The following is a 15256-nucleotide window of genomic DNA, read 5'->3' as shown; positions in this document are numbered from 1 at the left end:
AAGACTTGGCTATTTCGAGCGCCAACGCATTCTGCTAGGCTTAGTGAACTTTATACAAGAATAAGACTTTCATAGGATAAGCCGTGACGCTTTATTGGCTCGCCCCTTCGATGCGCCAACAGGCGTTTATTTTTTACAAGCGTCATATGCCTCATGCTCGACTGCGAAAAAAAGAGCACCTTGCGGTGAAATACCTCAATGATAATCCTCAAGAGCCATTGATTGCCGCGGTAAGGTTAAGGCCCATAGGGCCATATCAGTTATTAACCGGCATGTTGGTGCATCCAAACCATCGCAACCAAGGCGTAGCTCACAACCTAATGCGAGCACTGTCGCCAGAGCTCAATACTTGCGCCAGCTTTTTATTTGCACTCCCCGAGCTAGTGCCGTTTTATCGGCAACATCAATTTAGCAGCGAAGGTGTGTTCCCCGTTGAAATAGCGCAATTACATCAACGTTACCTTAATCAAGGAAAATCACTCACGCCCATGTACTTTAACACTAAGTCCCGATGTTAACTTGCCACCTAATTACCAGAAAATGACACAAAGGAGTCATAATTCACCACAGTGCTGCAGCTGCATGGTACAACAAAAGTACGAGTGATTAGGCGCGATGCTTATGGCTAGTGCGAGGTGAAGACTGTGGCTACGCAGCCCTTGTGCTATAGTGGCGCAATCATGCTCAACTTCGGAACACTCCTTGAAAAAACTCGCCGTATTTGTCGATGTGCAAAATATCTATTACACCTGTAAAGAAGCTTATGGCCGCCAATTTAACTACCGTAAGTTGTGGCAACACCTAAGCTATGAAGGCGATATTGTCATCGCTAATGCCTATGCCATTCATAGGGGGGACGATGGCCAGCTGAAGTTTCAAGATGCGCTCAAACACATAGGCTTCGATGTGAAACTTAAGCCGTTTATTCAGCGCAGTGATGGCAGTGCTAAAGGCGACTGGGACGTGGGCATCACCATTGATATCATGGAATCAGCTAATGAAGTCGACAGCATTATTTTGCTCTCTGGTGATGGTGATTTTGCATTATTACTGCAACACATCAACCAAAAATATGCATTAAAAACCCAAGTATATGGCGTACCCAAATTGACGGCCAAAGCACTAATCGATGCGACGGATCAGTTTCATGAGATAGATGCTGCGCTGCTGCTTTGATTATTGACCTACTCAGCTCGAACATATTAAAGCTAAATAGGGGGCATGGACGACACCCTCTACACGCCATTAGCCGTAGGGGACAAAAGCGTGCTCGTTTTAGGCTTACGATTGCATCGTTTCGACACAAACATCCCATAAACTGGCTTGCGCCACCATATTTTGATAACAAAAAAATCCTTAAAAGACAAGTGGGTAAGTTATCATTAGTTAATTTACATTGTTTGTCGTATTTATCGTCATCTCCTCCCCCCGATTCGTCTACCCCCGGCAAATACCCGATCTAGATCACGCTTTTACTTAGGTGAGGTTGTTAGGTTAGGGACAGCCAAAGCAGAACGTTTACATGCCTAAATGAGATACCTAGCTCAGATAACTAGGTAACGTTTAGGTACCAACCAATGATAAGGAGATTTTAATGGCTGCTAAATTTTTTATCCCATCAGTTAACGTGTTAGGACAAGGTGCAGTTGACGATGCTATCGGTGATATCAAAACATTAGGCTTTCAACGAGCATTGATCGTAACCGACAAGCCTCTTGTGGATATTGGCCTTGTTGGACAAATGGCAGAAAAACTGGGAAACGCCGGTATTACTTCAACCGTATTTGACGGCGTGCAACCTAATCCAACATTAACTAATGTCGAAGCGGGCCTGACACTGCTCACCGCCAATAAATGTGACTTTGTCATCTCGTTAGGTGGAGGGTCATCCCATGATTGCGCTAAAGGGATCGCCTTAGTCGCGACTAATGGCGGCAGTATTAAAGATTACGAAGGCTTAGACATGTCAACTAAGCCACAATTACCCTTAGTTGCCATTAACACCACTGCCGGTACCGCCAGTGAAATGACCCGTTTCTGTATTATTACCGATGAAGCGCGCCACATTAAGATGGCCATTGTTGATAAACACACCACCCCAATCTTATCGGTAAACGATCCTGAGTTAATGCTACTTAAGCCTGCTGGACTAACGGCTGCTACAGGAATGGATGCTTTGACTCACGCTGTAGAAGCTTACGTCTCAACGGCAGCTAACCCCATTACCGACGCCTGCGCAATAAAAGCTATCGAGCTCATTCAGGAAAATCTTATAGAAGCCGTTGAAAATGGTAAAAGCATTAATGCCCGTGAACAGATGGCTTACGCTCAATTTTTAGCTGGCATGGCATTTAACAATGCAAGCCTAGGTTATGTGCACGCAATGGCGCATCAGCTCGGTGGCTTTTACGATCTGCCCCATGGTGTATGTAATGCGCTGCTACTGCCTCATGTGCAAGCTTATAACGCACAAGTTGCAGCGACTCGTCTAAAAGATGTGGCCAAAGCGATGGGAGTTAATGTGAGTACAATGAGTGATGAACAAGGTGCTCAGGCGGCAATTGATGCAATTAAGACACTCTCGGTTGCGGTGAAGATCCCTGAGAATCTGAGTAAACTCGGTGTTAAAGCAGAAGACATTCCAACACTTGCCGATAATGCACTTAAGGATGCTTGTGGCTTTACTAATCCAAAACAAGCAACCCACGCCGAGATTTGTCAGATTTTTGAGCGGGCTCTTTAATAATACTGTAGCTCTTAGCTAGCACGGAATAAAGCACGCTGGCGGACAACACACAACTAGTCCTTTAGTTGTATTTACGCTAAAATAGCCTTAGCTTGCTTTTTCCCTGCAAAGATTCTGCTTGCTGTAAGCGCGCCTCAGTCAACTACTGAGCGCGCTTTTCTATTAAAACAACGTAGAAATAGCAGTCCAAACACACAGCACCAGCAGCTAAATCCTCACCGATTAGCAATTAGCGCAATTTAGATAAAAACCAAATTATGCCTTAAGGTTATGATTGCTATGGCATTAAGCCCAGCGACAGCAAAAACACCTGCACACAAGCAAAAATAAAGCGTGCAAAACCATCAAAGCCTGTTATTATGCACTCGCTCTGTTGTTCAAGAGTTATTAAGAAAGTAAAAGTAAAAGTAAAACCCTAAGCCAAATCCTCACCCTTTTTGTACTCAGCGTTTCCCTTAGCTTCTCGTAATAATTAATAATTCAGCTACTCAGCACATCGCACTATCGCGATACTTTTTAATGAATTTAAATAAGGGACACACAATGTCTAATACAACTACTGGTACTGTAAAATGGTTTAACGAAGATAAAGGTTTTGGCTTTATCTCTCAAGAAAATGGCGGCGCTGACGTGTTCGTTCATTTCCGTGCTATCGCTTCTGACGGTTTCAAGACCCTAGAAGAAGGCCAAAAAGTTTCTTTCGAAGTTGAGCAAGGTCAAAAAGGCCTGCAAGCGGCTAACGTAGTTCCTGCATAAGCAGCTACATTACCCCCGCTTAACTGCGAACAAAAGGCGACCTTAGGTCGCCTTTTTTGTGCCTACAATATGACCACGACTCAACGCTAAGCTCCATCTCCATATAGCTAAGCACTATGTTACTAAACACTAACTACCATATGACGAAACACCACGCCACTAAACACTCGCTAGTTAAGCCCATTGCTTCTAAGCGCTGCGTCGACAATATCACCGCTTTAGCTATAACCCTTATATTAGCCATAGTGTATCGCCATCCCAGTAATGCCCCCCCTAACAGCCCCTCTCCTATGGCGCTAACCTATGCCGCTAACAACATTAAAACCGCCTAAAAAGACAGATTCCGCATTAAGCTCGACAATAAAGCAAGTTAACCATGGTCACGCTCGGCTTTAGCACAAAATAAAATGACTAAAAATAAAACATCAACATATTGATTAGCAACAAATTAGCTTGCTAAAGTCGAGAAAGCTCTAGCGTTAGGCCAAAATAAAGCGTGCAAAGTCGATAAAGCGTGTTATCATGCACTCGCTCTGTTGTTCAAGAGTTATTAAAAAAGTAAAAGTAAAAGTAAAACCCTAAGCCAAATCCTCACCCTTTTTGTACTCAGCGTTTCCCTTAGCTTCTCGTAATAATTAATAATTCAGCTACTCAGCACATCGCACTATCGCGATACTTTTTAATGAATTTAAATAAGGGACACACAATGTCTAATACAACTACTGGTACTGTAAAATGGTTTAACGAAGATAAAGGTTTTGGCTTTATCTCTCAAGAAAATGGCGGCGCTGACGTGTTCGTTCATTTCCGTGCTATCGCTTCTGACGGTTTCAAGACCCTAGAAGAAGGCCAAAAAGTTTCTTTCGAAGTTGAGCAAGGTCAAAAAGGCCTACAAGCGGCTAACGTAGTTCCTGCATAAGCAGCTACATTACCCCCGCTTAACTCCGAACAAAAGGCGACCTTAGGTCGCCTTTTTTGTACCTATATTTCGTACTGAACTTTAATACCTACCGATAAACCTGATAATTTTTTGAACAGCCAACTTTGTATTTATCTGTTTGCATTACCTCTTACCATTCCCGCCAAGGTCTTTAATTGACCCACCTGCAATCTAGACCATAGCTCAATTCAATACGACTCGATTAGCTGCTGCTTTATTAATCAGTGGTAATATAAAATATGTAAGACTATGAGAAATGAGACATTGCACAGGTTATGCTTGCTATAGTCGTGTTACAAAAGGTCGACAGCGATTTATAACTCTACGTACTCAATCAGTTTTCTCTATGTTTTGAGTCGAATAAACATTGACCGAAAAGAAACGCGATGCCTATGATGGCATTGATATCCATAATTCAGGTAGGTAATTTATGACAGCAATCTCTCATGTTTACAACTACACAGTTCGATGCCCACACATTAAAGATCCTGCTCATCCCACCACATGGCAAAACCATGTCGAATTTAACGAATCATGCGAAATAGGCCTTAACCGTATCACCAAATGGCACGATCGCTCCGGCCATCGTATCTTTGAACAAGAGGGATTTGTTGTTAGAGAAGCCGATGCTGAAAGCTCTTATTTCTCGATGAACTATTCTCGTCTCAAGTGCAACGGTCATGTCTTGGTCACCTTTAAGATCTATATGGATGACTTCACTAAAGACACTTCGGTACAAGAAATCATGGTGCACCTTATCAAAGACTATCAGCAGAGATTATCTAAACTCGACTCACTTCAAGGATAGCCACCAGTATTCCGATACTACCTCCGTCATTGGAGGTAGTTTATTAATCATCCCCTTAACTGATCTCCTCCGTCCGTCACTTTCATCTGTCGATAAGTTAATGACACTCATTGCTATAGCCTTGCAAGGTTACACTTAAGCACGCAAGCCTTTACTGGCTCAGAGAAAGGGTTAGAATACCCTCACCACCTATCGAAATAAGCCCATATGAAAGTCATTGTTATTCCTCTTATCGCACTGCTCAGCATAGGTGGTTGCGCCGAACTTAAACAAACCGGACGTACCATTGGCGATACTACACGCGATGTTACTACTGAAATTGGCCATACCACTCGCGATGTCACTCGCGCCATTGGTCACGCTTCTCGTGACGCGGTCATTGCAGTTAAAGACGATCTGAGTAAACAAGAAAACGGCAAAGAAGAGTGACGTAACAGCACGCTTACTCTAGATGTTATTCGTCAGATAACAAGCGGCTTAAGCTAGCAAGAACCGGTTACTATAATTAATGGGCGCCAGCAACAAGCCTCCCTGAGGATGGCTTGTTGTTGGTAGCTAACCACCTTAGTTTACAGTAGAGCTTTAAGTGTCTTAATAAAGGTATCGATATCATTGCGGCTAATATCGGCATGGGTCACCAGACGCACAACCGAACCAGGGCTTAATAATATCCCCTGTGCTTTTAATCCCTTAGCAATGGCAGTGATATCAAGTTTATCGCTGACTTTAGCAAACACCATATTCGTCTGCACCTCGGCGACATTCACCTCAAACTCTGCCACGCCCTGAAACTGCTCGGCAAGATAATGGGCATTGTCATGATCTATCGCTAAACGCTCGACTTGCTCGTTAAGTGCCAACTCTGCGGCAGCGGCCAGTATGCCAGCTTGGCGCATGCCACCACCGAGCATTTTGCGCCAACGCCGCGCCTTGTTAATTAAACGCTCATCACCCAACAACAGCGAGCCCACTGGCGCACATAAGCCTTTTGACAAGCAGATAGACACAGAATCAAAATATTGGGTAAGGTCACTTATCGCCAGCCCCTGGGCCACAGCCGCATTGGCGACCCGGGCACCATCAAGATGGATTTTAAGACGATGATTAAACGCTAGCGCTTGAGCATCTGCCAAATATTGTGCCGATAACACCTTGCCACCAATGGTGTTTTCTAAGCTAAGCAGTCGGGTTTTAGCAAAATGAATATCATCGGGTTTAATGGCCGCTTCAATATCGCTCAGCAATATAGAGCCATCGGCCTGATTGGCTAATGGCTGCGGTTGCACACTGCCAAGTACTGCGGCGCCGCCCCCTTCAAATTTATAGTTGTGCGCCTGTTGCCCACAAATGTATTCATCGCCCCGTTCACAATGCGACATCAGCGCCAGCAAATTGGCTTGAGTGCCCGACGAGGTAAACAGGGCGCCATCGAAACCAAAGCGTTCTGCCGCCATCACCTCTAATCGGTTAACCGTGGGATCGTCTCCATAGACATCATCGCCAACCTCGGCGCTGGCCATTGCTTTACGCATCGCCACTGTTGGCTGAGTTACCGTATCACTGCGAAAATCTATCATTATTCCCCTATCCTATCGCTACACAATACACAGTGCAGGCATCTTACTCCTCGGCTGAAATCCTCGCCAGCATAGGAGAGGATTTTTTATTGATCAGCGCCTTATTGAAAAAGCGTCATAAAACCTTTGCTTGATTAAAAACCAGAGCCTTTAAAACCAAAGCCTTTAAAGATCCAGTAAAGTGAGTGGTTACACAAAGTGCTTTAATCTGTCAGCCCTAAAATGGCACCAAGATCTAGCTCAACACCTAATCGCGATGAGGAACTATGGCTATGCATAAAAATCCCTAAGTAAAAAACAAAATCAAATCGAGTAAGATATCGCGCCACATCAGTAAAAACCTTCAATAGCGCACCCACGCAGCATTAATAAAACTAATTAAAAACTATAAAAAATATCGTTGTCAATTTGCCTTGTCATCAGGCAAAATCCCGCTCCATTTGATCAACGAGAGCAAAAGATGCAACAAGCTGAATTTATCACCTTACTTTGGTTTATTGGCATCATCGCCGAAGCCATGACCGGCGCACTCTGTGCTGGACGCAAACAAATGGATCTGTTTGGCGTGGTGATCATCGGCTGTGCTACCGCCATTGGCGGCGGGACACTCAGAGATATGTTGCTGGGTAACTACCCTTTGATCTGGGTGGAGAATGTGCATTACTTAGTGGCGATAGCTTTTGCCTCATTACTCACAGTGATCATTGCACCGGTGATGCGCTATTTATCCAAATTATTTTTAACCATAGATGCACTCGGCTTAGCCGTATTTTCAATCATTGGCGCGCAGAAAACCTTAATGCTGGGTTTTAGCCCTGTAATGGCGATTGTGATGGGCGTGGTCACGGGGGTATTTGGCAGCGTGATCAGAGACGTTTTGTGTAACCAAGTACCATTGGTGTTCCAAAAAGAGCTCTATGCCTTAGTCGCGTTGCTCACGGCGAGCCTGTATATCGCTCTGGATCATTTTGCAGTAACCAGTTGGCTTAATTTAGCCCTGTCACTGACCTTTGGTTTTGGCTTTAGAATGCTAGCCATTCGTTATCACTGGAGCATGCCAAAATTTAACTATCAATATCATCAAGATAGTGAGGCAAGTTAAGTACAGTAAAGCCTCTATACCCGCAGGTCTCGAGGCTTTAGCTTATCGCTATTTAGCTAACCTATGCTTATTACCTATGTTAGTTTACTTATATAAAGTAAGCAGCTAAGCCATGATGAACCTACCTAAGCTTTAAGCTTACTGGCGAATACCTTCAACCACTAAATCTAAGTTAACATGGCTAGAGGCTGGCCCTAAGTCCATCTTAATATTGTAATCTTTTAGTGCCAGTTCAGCTTGGCCAACGAAGCCAACACGATAACCGCCCCAAGGGTCTTTCCCCTCACCCACCAAGTGTGCATCGATAGTGACCTCTTTGGTCACACCGTTAAGACTCAACTGACCCTTAAGTACAAATTCGCCATCACCTTGTGGTTCTACAGATGTCGACGTAAAGGTAGCTTTAGGGAATTTGGCCACATTCAAAAAATCACTACTACGCAGATGCTTATCGCGCTCAGCATGATTAGAGTCGATGCTGGCAGTATTGATAGTGACATTGACCTTAGAGGCGCCGATATCGCTGCTATCAAAACTAAAGTCACCAGCAAAGTCGTTAAAACGCCCTACCACAAAGCTGTAACCAAGATGACTGACACTAAACTGCACCGAGGCATGCGCGCCTTGAGTGTCGATAACATAATCGGCGGCATTCACTTGCGCCGACATTAAAAGTGCACCAGCAATAACGCTGCTTAATATACCCTGCTTCATTTTATCTCCTTAAATGTAGTCATTCTGATTAATGTAGAATCTTTATCTATTAGATGATGCTTAATCGCCCCTAGGGCATGTACGATCACCAAGCCGATAATGCTATAGGCCAAATATTGATGCACTAGGCCAGCAATATCGGCTTGACCAGCAAATAACTCCCCCATACTGGGCAGCTCAAACAACTCAAATACCGGTATGCTGCGCCCATCGGCGGTAGAGATCAGGTAGCCACTGACAAAAATGGCCATTAACAATAGATACAGCAGAGCATGCACCCAAGAGCTGAGCCGCTTTTCCCAACGCTTATGCTGTGGTAACGGCAAAGGTTTAGGATTGCCCCAGCGCCACATCAAGCGAACAACGGTGGCAAGCAGCAGTAGAATCCCCATACTCTTGTGTAATGCTGGCGCCGTTTGGTACCAACTACTGTAATACGTTAATTCCACCATCCAGAAACCCAGCCCAAATAAGCCGATCACCACCAGTGCCGATGCCCAATGTAATACCATACTGACCGCACCATAACGGTTCTGCGTATTGTTAATCACGGTTTTACCCCACAAGTTAATTCTGTTGCCGATATTACTTTCGACTTTAATAGGGTAATAGCGCGTAATTTAGCCAATAACGTTCTATTTTTTAGAAAAACCTAAAAATCATCAGCTCAATCGGCTCACTGGAAGCCAAAATGTGTCGAATCATTGGCGATTAAGCTCTCTCTCGATCCCCGTCCCCCCGCTCATCTCGTATCAAAAAGCAGCGTTTTTGATAAAAAAAAACCACTTCGCACACTAACTGACCATGCAGTTAAATTTATCTAAAAAAGCACTTGCAGGAAAAATATCATCGCTATATTATACGCGCACTCCAAACGAGACGGGTTACAAACACCTGGTTTGAAGTAGTTAACTAACGCTTAGTTTAGTTTGCCCGAATAGCTCAGTCGGTAGAGCAGAGGATTGAAAATCCTCGTGTCCCTGGTTCGATTCCGGGTTCGGGCACCACTATTTAGATGTAACAGTTAAGCCGGCATAGCTCAGTTGGTAGAGCAACTGACTTGTAATCAGTAGGTCCCGAGTTCGACTCTTGGTGCCGGCACCATAAAAATAAAAAAACCACTCTTTGAGTGGTTTTTTTATGTCTAAAATTTACCTCATCATCCTATCCCTAAAATAGACGTTATCGATTAGGCTGAGCTTATCAGGCTAATCAATCTCTCTTATGTAGATCATTGGCGCCCCCTGCTAAGCTAAAGCGACATAATGCCAACGTCCCCTATCCCCCTCTCTCCTTTAATCATTGTAGATAAACAAAAGATAGTGGCTTGTTATCAATAAAAATAGCCCATAAAAAAAGGAGCCTGCGCTCCTTTTGATAATCCTGTTATTCGATCACTGGCTCACTTCCAGCTTTTTATCTTATGGCCTTTCAAGGCATAAAACAGGATAAACAGATAACAAGGTAACATCACCATATAACCGCCTTGTAATCCCAAAGAGGTGGCTGAGCTGGTTAGCCCCCAAAATAGGGGACCAAACGCACCACCGGCAATCCCCATAACCAACAATGCCGAGCCGGTGCTGGTCAACTTACCCATCCCCGACAGCGCCAAAGGCCACACCGCAGGCCACACGATGGCGTTAGCTAAACCTAAAAAGGCGATCATCAGCAAGGTATCGGGCAGCATGACCCCACCTAACGGCACCAATAGGGTGTTGGCTATCACATAGGACTCATTATTCCCCAATAAAATCCCCATCGTCAGCAAGATACCCAATAGAGCCGAGATGGTTAATGCCGTGGGCTGAGAGATAAAGCGCGGAATAGTTAATATACCTAAGATATAACCTAACACCATGCAGATCATGGTATATGAGGTCATGACGCCATATTTTTCGACCCCTAAACTTAACGCAAAAATACCTATGGTATCGCCAGCAATGACCTCTACCGCGACATAGAAAAATAGCGCAACCACACCTAAAGCAAGATTAGGGTGCGATAACGCTTCGCGAGTGTGCCCTTTACCGCTTAAGGTTTCATCATCTTCCTTAGCCAGCTCAGGTAATGGCGACTTCTTCACTAAAATGGCTAAAAAGCCGATAAATAACGCCATTCCCATATAGGGATACACTAGGCTATTTGCCATTTCATCAATTTGCACTTGGGTAAGCTCTATGCCGACGCGATCACTAAAGCTGTCTAAAATGAGTGCGGTAAACACCATAGGGGCAATCACACCCGCACCTTTATTTAAAATCCCCATTACGCTAACGCGCGCTGCTGCCGATTCTTCTGGACCAATTCTTACCACATAGGGGTTTACCGCTGTTTGCAGTAAAGTTTGCCCAGTCCCCATCACTAACTGAGCCAATAAAAACAGCGCAAATATTTGTGTTTTAGCCGCGGGAATAAAGAGTAAGCCCGCCAACATCATGATCCCCATACCTAAAGCCATACCACTCTTGTAGCCTACTTTGCGGATCACCCATGCCGAGGGTAAGGCAGTAAATGTCACCGCAATATAAAAAGAGAAGAGGATTAACGATGCTTGTAGAGGGGTGAGTTGCAGGATCTGTTTGAGGTAAGGCATTAACGACCCATTTAACCACGTCGCAAAACCTAATATAAAGAACAGTCCTGCGACAATCGCCATCGGGATCACGCTGCTGCGCTTATTTTCGCTATTTAATGTCATTTCCATAAGCCAAGTTTCTTATAGTAATTAATATATTGGTATGGGGTTAACCGATACCGGCTCAGTATTGATAATGGTACTTATGACAATGGCGACGCTTATTCAACCAGACTCTTTGCCACCTTGTTTCATCGATGTTAAAACATAAACTTCAAAAAGACAACGCTGTCATTTTGGGTTTTTATAAAATCAAGTACTAACAGCAAGATTTAACGGGCTAAAAGACAATAAAACCACTCAGCAGTAAAAATTACACCTTAATAAATATGTCACGCTTATACATCCAAAAAAGTAACAACCACTGCACCAGCAATAAGGCTAGCGTGGCGGCCAACATCTGCGCATTGGCGGGTAATGTATCGATGAGCCCACCAAAGAGACTGCGTGCCATATAATCCCATTTCACCAAACTAGAGGCTAAATAGATGATGATGGCGTTACAGCCGATGACCACGAAAACATAAACCAATTTATGCCATTTCAGCACATCCACCAGCGCATAAAATACGCCAAGTAACAACAAGCTCCAGCCGGTAGTGACCAACACAAACGAGCTGGTCCACAGATCTTTATTGACTGGCAACAAGCCATCACACCACCAGCCTAAAGTTAATACGCTAACGCCAATCAGCAGCAACAGCGCCACTTTAGTCCACTCCCCTTTGGGGTGCGTTTTAACAATAAAGCGCCCGGTAAACACCCCAGCAAGGGCGTTAATCACCGCGGGTAAAGTGGATAGTATCCCTTCGGGATCCATCGCTCGTCCTTGGTAGGTGATCCCGGGGAGAAAATGACTATCGACATACGCATTAATCGAACCCTCCATCGATAAATCACCTGCCACCCCACCCGGTACTGGCAGCAGCAATTGCATCGCACCGTAGCCAATCAGCAACCCCAGCGCCACGATAATTTGAGTACGCAAACTGGTATGCCACACTAAGATGGCGGCAAAAAACCAGGCAAAGGCAATGCGCCCAAGTACACTGGCATAACGGACATCATCTAAGGATGCAGGCACCCCGCCCCCCCAACCATGGTTATAAAGCACACCCAAAAATAGCAGTAATAACAAACGCTTTACTGCGTGACGATACACAGGCCAGCGCGCAGACCAAGACAAAGCATCAAGCCGCTTGGGCGATAAGCCAAGGGCGACGCCCGAAAGGAAAATAAATAGCGGAAAAATCAAATCATAAAAGGTAAACCCGTGCCATTGGCTGTGCTGCATCTGAGCATCGGCAATGCGCCAACCTTGCCAGCTGGTCAAAGCGAAGAGGCCGGCAAATAGGGCTTCACCGCCTAAGATCCAAAACATATCGAAGCCCCGTAAAGCATCGAGTGACATTAATCTCGGCTTAGCCATCTTGGCCTGTTCGGCTTGCATTGGCATACTTCCTATGATGTTTATAAAGATGTAGTTTATCTATCACTAGATAGCGCAAGGCCCTAAAAGCATCAGGGTGAGAGCATGAATGCTTAAATATCACCCAACGTCTTTAAGCCTGCTGTTAGTACCTGCTCCAGATAATCAGTGCTGCCGTGTGCACGCTTCTGTTTGCGTGGGATACTGATTTTTCGAGTTGTTTCCGCTCGGAGCATATTCAACGCTATCTTCCTTGCTCCAGACAATACCTCCGCCGCATTGCCTCTATATATTTGACATTGGTCTTCCTTCATCGACGCGTCCAATACCCAATGCAGGCTATTTTCAACCGCCCAGTGGCTGCGTACTGCATTGGCAAAACGAGCCTTACTCAGTTTGGCCGAACTGATGTAATAACGGTACTCAAGGGATTCATTGCCGCTTTTCGTTCGACGATAGCTTAACGCAACACCAATACTTTTAAGCCCTTTCCATTCAGGGAAAGCGTCGGCTAAGCTGCCTGCGTCCATAACACAATAGGCTCTGGCTTCGTTACGTCCGTGCTGCTTCTCTAAGCAAAGCACTTCTTCGTCAATCTCGCTGCCAAGCGCCTTACGAACGGCATTATGCAGTGTTTTTTGATTACCTTTTACGGCAAGTAAATAATCTCCACCCCGCTCAATAATTTGTTCGGCGATATCTGTCTGACATCCCATGGCATCTATTGATATCAGACAACCTTTTATATCCAACAGCGCCAGTAATGCGGGAATGGCGGTAATTTCATTCGACTTACTTTCGGTTTTAACTTGCCCAAGCACGACGTTATTTTCTGTTGCGAAGGCATTTACCATGTGGATGGCTGACAGTCTGTTCTCGCGATTATATGAACTACATAGCCGTTTACCATCTATCGCAATAAGCTGACCGTCGGATAACTCAACAACAGACTTCATCCAGTCGATAAAGCAATACTGAAACTGCTCGCTATCTATTCTCGATATGACTCGAGCAATAGTGTCATGAACAGGTAACCCATTCTTAAACAATCCTTTTTTGGCAAACCAGTTAAAGTGGAGATCGCCAAAATCTTCGATATCTTCCCAACCTTGCGCCCCAGCTATTGAGGCACAAACCACGAGGAATAAAATATCAGTAAATAGATGCTCGACTTTGGCTGACTGACGAGGATCTTCTAAGGAACTGAAGAACTGTTGAAATGCACCGGAGTTCATAGGGCTCTCCACAAAAGAGAGCATAAGATCACAGCCAGTATGGCCCGTCCAGCTATTTGAGCGAATATCACCCTAATAGCTCAAATTATGTTCGCGATCTCGCCCTGCTAAAAGCATGACTTTTAGGGCCTGTTATTGATTCAAATGCGTTAGCCTTGATACACCAAGTGCCCAGCAATATAGGTTTGCTGTACCTTATGCTGGTCTAACAGTACCAAATCGGCCTTGGCGCCCACACTCAGCTGTCCCCGCTGCGCCTGATGTCCGATAAACTGCGCCGGATAGAGAGCTGCCATGCGCAGTGCTTCATCGAGTGATAATCCGAGTAAGTTGACGCTATTATTCACCGCTCCCATCATATCAAGTACACAGCCCGCCAGTTCACCTGTCACCGCGTTTAAACGCGAGCCTTGGCGAACCACCTGCGTGCCAAATAGTTCGAAACTGGCATCTTGCGCCATACCGACAGGCGGCATGGCGTCGGTCACTAGCATCACCTTACCTTTAGGTTTAGCGTAAATCGCGACTTTAGCGGCAGCGGTATGTACATGGTGACCATCGACAATCAACCCGCACCAGGCGTCACGACTCTCGATGGCAGCGCCGACCATGCCAGGCTCCCGCGACCCCATTGGTGACATGGCATTAAATAGGTGCGTAAAGCAGGTGGCCCCCGCAGCCAAGGCTGCGACTACCGTGTCATAATCGGCGTTAGAATGGCCTAAGCAGACCCTAACCCCTTGCGCGACTAATGCCTCAATCACTTCAGTGGAGACATTTTCTGGTGCTAAGGTAACGACTTTGGTGCCTAAGTCGTTGCGGCTAAAGATGGCTAATTCCGCATCAGAAATACGCCTAATATGCGACTGGGGATGCACCCCTTTTTTGGGCACCGACAAGTGCGGGCCCTCAAAATGCACCCCAAGCACACCATGACAACCTTGAGCTATCGCTTGGGCAACAGCATCGGCAGCACGCTGCATCACCTCTACCTTATCGGTGATCAGGGTGGGTAAAAATCCTGTGGTGCCAAACTGCGCGTGAGCCCGGCCTATGGTGTTAATACACTCAACACTGGGGTCGGCATTAAAAAGTGCTCCACCGCCGCCGTTCACTTGTATATCGATAAACCCAGGCACTAAGGTGCCAGTCAGTTTAATGGGCTCAACGCCCGATACCGTATCAAATACGCGAATATGACCATCTTCTAGCGTGATGGGCAGCTGATGATGAAACTGCTCACCATCAAACAGCCGTTCAGCAATGAAAGTTTGTTGCATAACTAATGTCCCCTGAAGCCGTTAACGCTGG

16 protein-coding genes and 2 tRNA genes are annotated in these 15256 nt (G+C 45.3%); 11 read left to right on the top strand and 7 right to left on the bottom strand.

All coding sequences use genetic code 11. The features are described from left to right. The first annotated feature begins 83 nt into the window (after nt 1–83). The 8 genes from AC5YBX_RS04665 to AC5YBX_RS04630 all read left to right on the top strand — a co-directional run bounded on the left by AC5YBX_RS04665 (nt 84) and on the right by AC5YBX_RS04630 (nt 5679). Nucleotides 84–518 carry a GNAT family N-acetyltransferase gene (locus AC5YBX_RS04665; protein ID WP_494519800.1) on the top strand — a complete coding sequence of 145 codons (435 nt, stop codon included), beginning with the start codon at nt 84–86 and terminating at the stop codon, nt 516–518. Between the two features lie 184 nt (nt 519–702). After that, nucleotides 703–1176, top strand: coding sequence for a LabA-like NYN domain-containing protein (locus AC5YBX_RS04660; RefSeq protein WP_475516141.1), 474 nt, complete (start codon nt 703–705; stop codon nt 1174–1176). Between the two features lie 418 nt (nt 1177–1594). After that, nucleotides 1595–2743, top strand: coding sequence for an L-threonine dehydrogenase (gene yiaY, locus AC5YBX_RS04655; protein ID WP_475516140.1), 1149 nt, complete (start codon nt 1595–1597; stop codon nt 2741–2743). 546 nt (nt 2744–3289) lie between these two features. After that, a complete protein-coding gene (cspE, locus tag AC5YBX_RS04650) occupies nt 3290–3502 on the top strand; it encodes a transcription antiterminator/RNA stability regulator CspE (protein ID WP_110456523.1) in 213 nt (70 codons plus the stop codon). Between the two features lie 116 nt (nt 3503–3618). After that, on the top strand, nt 3619–3834 hold the full coding sequence (locus tag AC5YBX_RS04645; RefSeq protein WP_494519801.1) for a hypothetical protein: 216 nt from the start codon (nt 3619–3621) through the stop codon (nt 3832–3834). A 374-nt stretch (nt 3835–4208) separates the two neighbouring features. After that, the gene (gene cspE / locus AC5YBX_RS04640) at nt 4209–4421 is read left to right on the top strand and encodes a transcription antiterminator/RNA stability regulator CspE (protein WP_110456523.1); all 213 of its coding nucleotides are present in this window, start codon (nt 4209–4211) and stop codon (nt 4419–4421) included. Nucleotides 4422–4872: 451 nt separating this feature from the next. Further along, entirely contained in the window at nt 4873–5250 is a 378-nt protein-coding gene (locus tag AC5YBX_RS04635) for a cytoplasmic protein (protein WP_494519802.1), read from the top strand. A 207-nt stretch (nt 5251–5457) separates the two neighbouring features. Next, complete coding sequence (locus AC5YBX_RS04630) at nt 5458–5679, top strand: hypothetical protein (protein ID WP_494519803.1); 222 nt, start codon at nt 5458–5460, stop codon at nt 5677–5679. Between the two features lie 140 nt (nt 5680–5819). On the opposite strand, the gene ltaE is transcribed toward AC5YBX_RS04630, so the two are convergent. Further along, nucleotides 5820–6827, bottom strand: a complete 1008-nt coding sequence (ltaE, locus tag AC5YBX_RS04625; RefSeq protein ID WP_494519804.1) for a low-specificity L-threonine aldolase — start codon at nt 6825–6827, stop codon at nt 5820–5822. A 460-nt stretch (nt 6828–7287) separates the two neighbouring features. On the opposite strand from ltaE, the gene AC5YBX_RS04620 reads away from it, so the two are divergent. Continuing rightward, nucleotides 7288–7929: a trimeric intracellular cation channel family protein gene (locus tag AC5YBX_RS04620; protein WP_494519805.1), complete on the top strand. Its 642-nt coding sequence runs from the start codon at nt 7288–7290 to the stop codon at nt 7927–7929. Nucleotides 7930–8067: 138 nt separating this feature from the next. Here the strand turns inward: AC5YBX_RS04620 and AC5YBX_RS04615 are convergent, their stop codons facing one another. Continuing rightward, on the bottom strand, nt 8068–8643 hold the full coding sequence (locus AC5YBX_RS04615; protein ID WP_494519806.1) for a YceI family protein: 576 nt from the start codon (nt 8641–8643) through the stop codon (nt 8068–8070). Beyond that, a complete protein-coding gene (locus AC5YBX_RS04610) occupies nt 8640–9194 on the bottom strand; it encodes a cytochrome b (protein ID WP_494519807.1) in 555 nt (184 codons plus the stop codon). The genes AC5YBX_RS04615 and AC5YBX_RS04610 overlap by 4 nt, the downstream gene beginning before the upstream one ends. Before the next feature lie 380 nt (nt 9195–9574). Between AC5YBX_RS04610 and AC5YBX_RS04605 the strand changes: the two genes are divergently transcribed. Both AC5YBX_RS04605 and AC5YBX_RS04600 read left to right on the top strand, forming a co-directional pair. Continuing rightward, nucleotides 9575–9650: transfer RNA gene (locus AC5YBX_RS04605), tRNA-Phe, on the top strand. A gap of 21 nt (nt 9651–9671) precedes the next feature. Next, nucleotides 9672–9747 (top strand) — tRNA-Thr (locus AC5YBX_RS04600). A 298-nt stretch (nt 9748–10045) separates the two neighbouring features. On the opposite strand, the gene nagP is transcribed toward AC5YBX_RS04600, so the two are convergent. From nagP to nagA, 4 genes are all read right to left on the bottom strand, one after another. Next, entirely contained in the window at nt 10046–11350 is a 1305-nt protein-coding gene (gene nagP, locus AC5YBX_RS04595) for an N-acetylglucosamine MFS transporter NagP (RefSeq protein WP_494519808.1), read from the bottom strand. 244 nt (nt 11351–11594) lie between these two features. Further along, nucleotides 11595–12731, bottom strand: coding sequence for a transmembrane glucosamine N-acetyltransferase NagX (nagX, locus tag AC5YBX_RS04590; protein ID WP_494519809.1), 1137 nt, complete (start codon nt 12729–12731; stop codon nt 11595–11597). A 92-nt stretch (nt 12732–12823) separates the two neighbouring features. After that, nucleotides 12824–13945 carry an ISAs1 family transposase gene (locus tag AC5YBX_RS04585; protein WP_494524430.1) on the bottom strand — a complete coding sequence of 374 codons (1122 nt, stop codon included), beginning with the start codon at nt 13943–13945 and terminating at the stop codon, nt 12824–12826. Nucleotides 13946–14094: 149 nt separating this feature from the next. After that, nucleotides 14095–15225, bottom strand: coding sequence for an N-acetylglucosamine-6-phosphate deacetylase (nagA, locus tag AC5YBX_RS04580; RefSeq protein WP_494519810.1), 1131 nt, complete (start codon nt 15223–15225; stop codon nt 14095–14097). Nucleotides 15226–15256 lie beyond the last annotated feature (31 nt).

Source organism: Shewanella sp. 492, from assembly GCF_059338445.1.
Note: the sequence above shows the minus strand (reverse complement) of the source record. Positions and strands in the feature narration are given on the sequence as shown.

Bases quoted from the DNA above. Each gene is read 5' to 3' on its own strand.
- AC5YBX_RS04630 (WP_494519803.1), top strand. From the start codon at position 5,458: ATGAAAGTCATTGTTATTCCTCTTATCGCACTGCTCAGCATAGGTGGT.
- AC5YBX_RS04635 (WP_494519802.1), top strand. From the start codon at position 4,873: ATGACAGCAATCTCTCATGTTTACAACTACACAGTTCGATGCCCACAC.
- nagA (WP_494519810.1), bottom strand. From the start codon at position 15,225: ATGCAACAAACTTTCATTGCTGAACGGCTGTTTGATGGTGAGCAGTTT.
- ltaE (WP_494519804.1), bottom strand. From the start codon at position 6,827: ATGATAGATTTTCGCAGTGATACGGTAACTCAGCCAACAGTGGCGATG.
- AC5YBX_RS04645 (WP_494519801.1), top strand. From the start codon at position 3,619: ATGTTACTAAACACTAACTACCATATGACGAAACACCACGCCACTAAA.
- nagX (WP_494519809.1), bottom strand. From the start codon at position 12,731: ATGCAAGCCGAACAGGCCAAGATGGCTAAGCCGAGATTAATGTCACTC.
- AC5YBX_RS04620 (WP_494519805.1), top strand. From the start codon at position 7,288: ATGCAACAAGCTGAATTTATCACCTTACTTTGGTTTATTGGCATCATC.
- AC5YBX_RS04585 (WP_494524430.1), bottom strand. From the start codon at position 13,945: ATGAACTCCGGTGCATTTCAACAGTTCTTCAGTTCCTTAGAAGATCCT.
- cspE (WP_110456523.1), top strand. From the start codon at position 4,209: ATGTCTAATACAACTACTGGTACTGTAAAATGGTTTAACGAAGATAAA.
- yiaY (WP_475516140.1), top strand. From the start codon at position 1,595: ATGGCTGCTAAATTTTTTATCCCATCAGTTAACGTGTTAGGACAAGGT.
- nagP (WP_494519808.1), bottom strand. From the start codon at position 11,350: ATGGAAATGACATTAAATAGCGAAAATAAGCGCAGCAGCGTGATCCCG.
- cspE (WP_110456523.1), top strand. From the start codon at position 3,290: ATGTCTAATACAACTACTGGTACTGTAAAATGGTTTAACGAAGATAAA.
- AC5YBX_RS04615 (WP_494519806.1), bottom strand. From the start codon at position 8,643: ATGAAGCAGGGTATATTAAGCAGCGTTATTGCTGGTGCACTTTTAATG.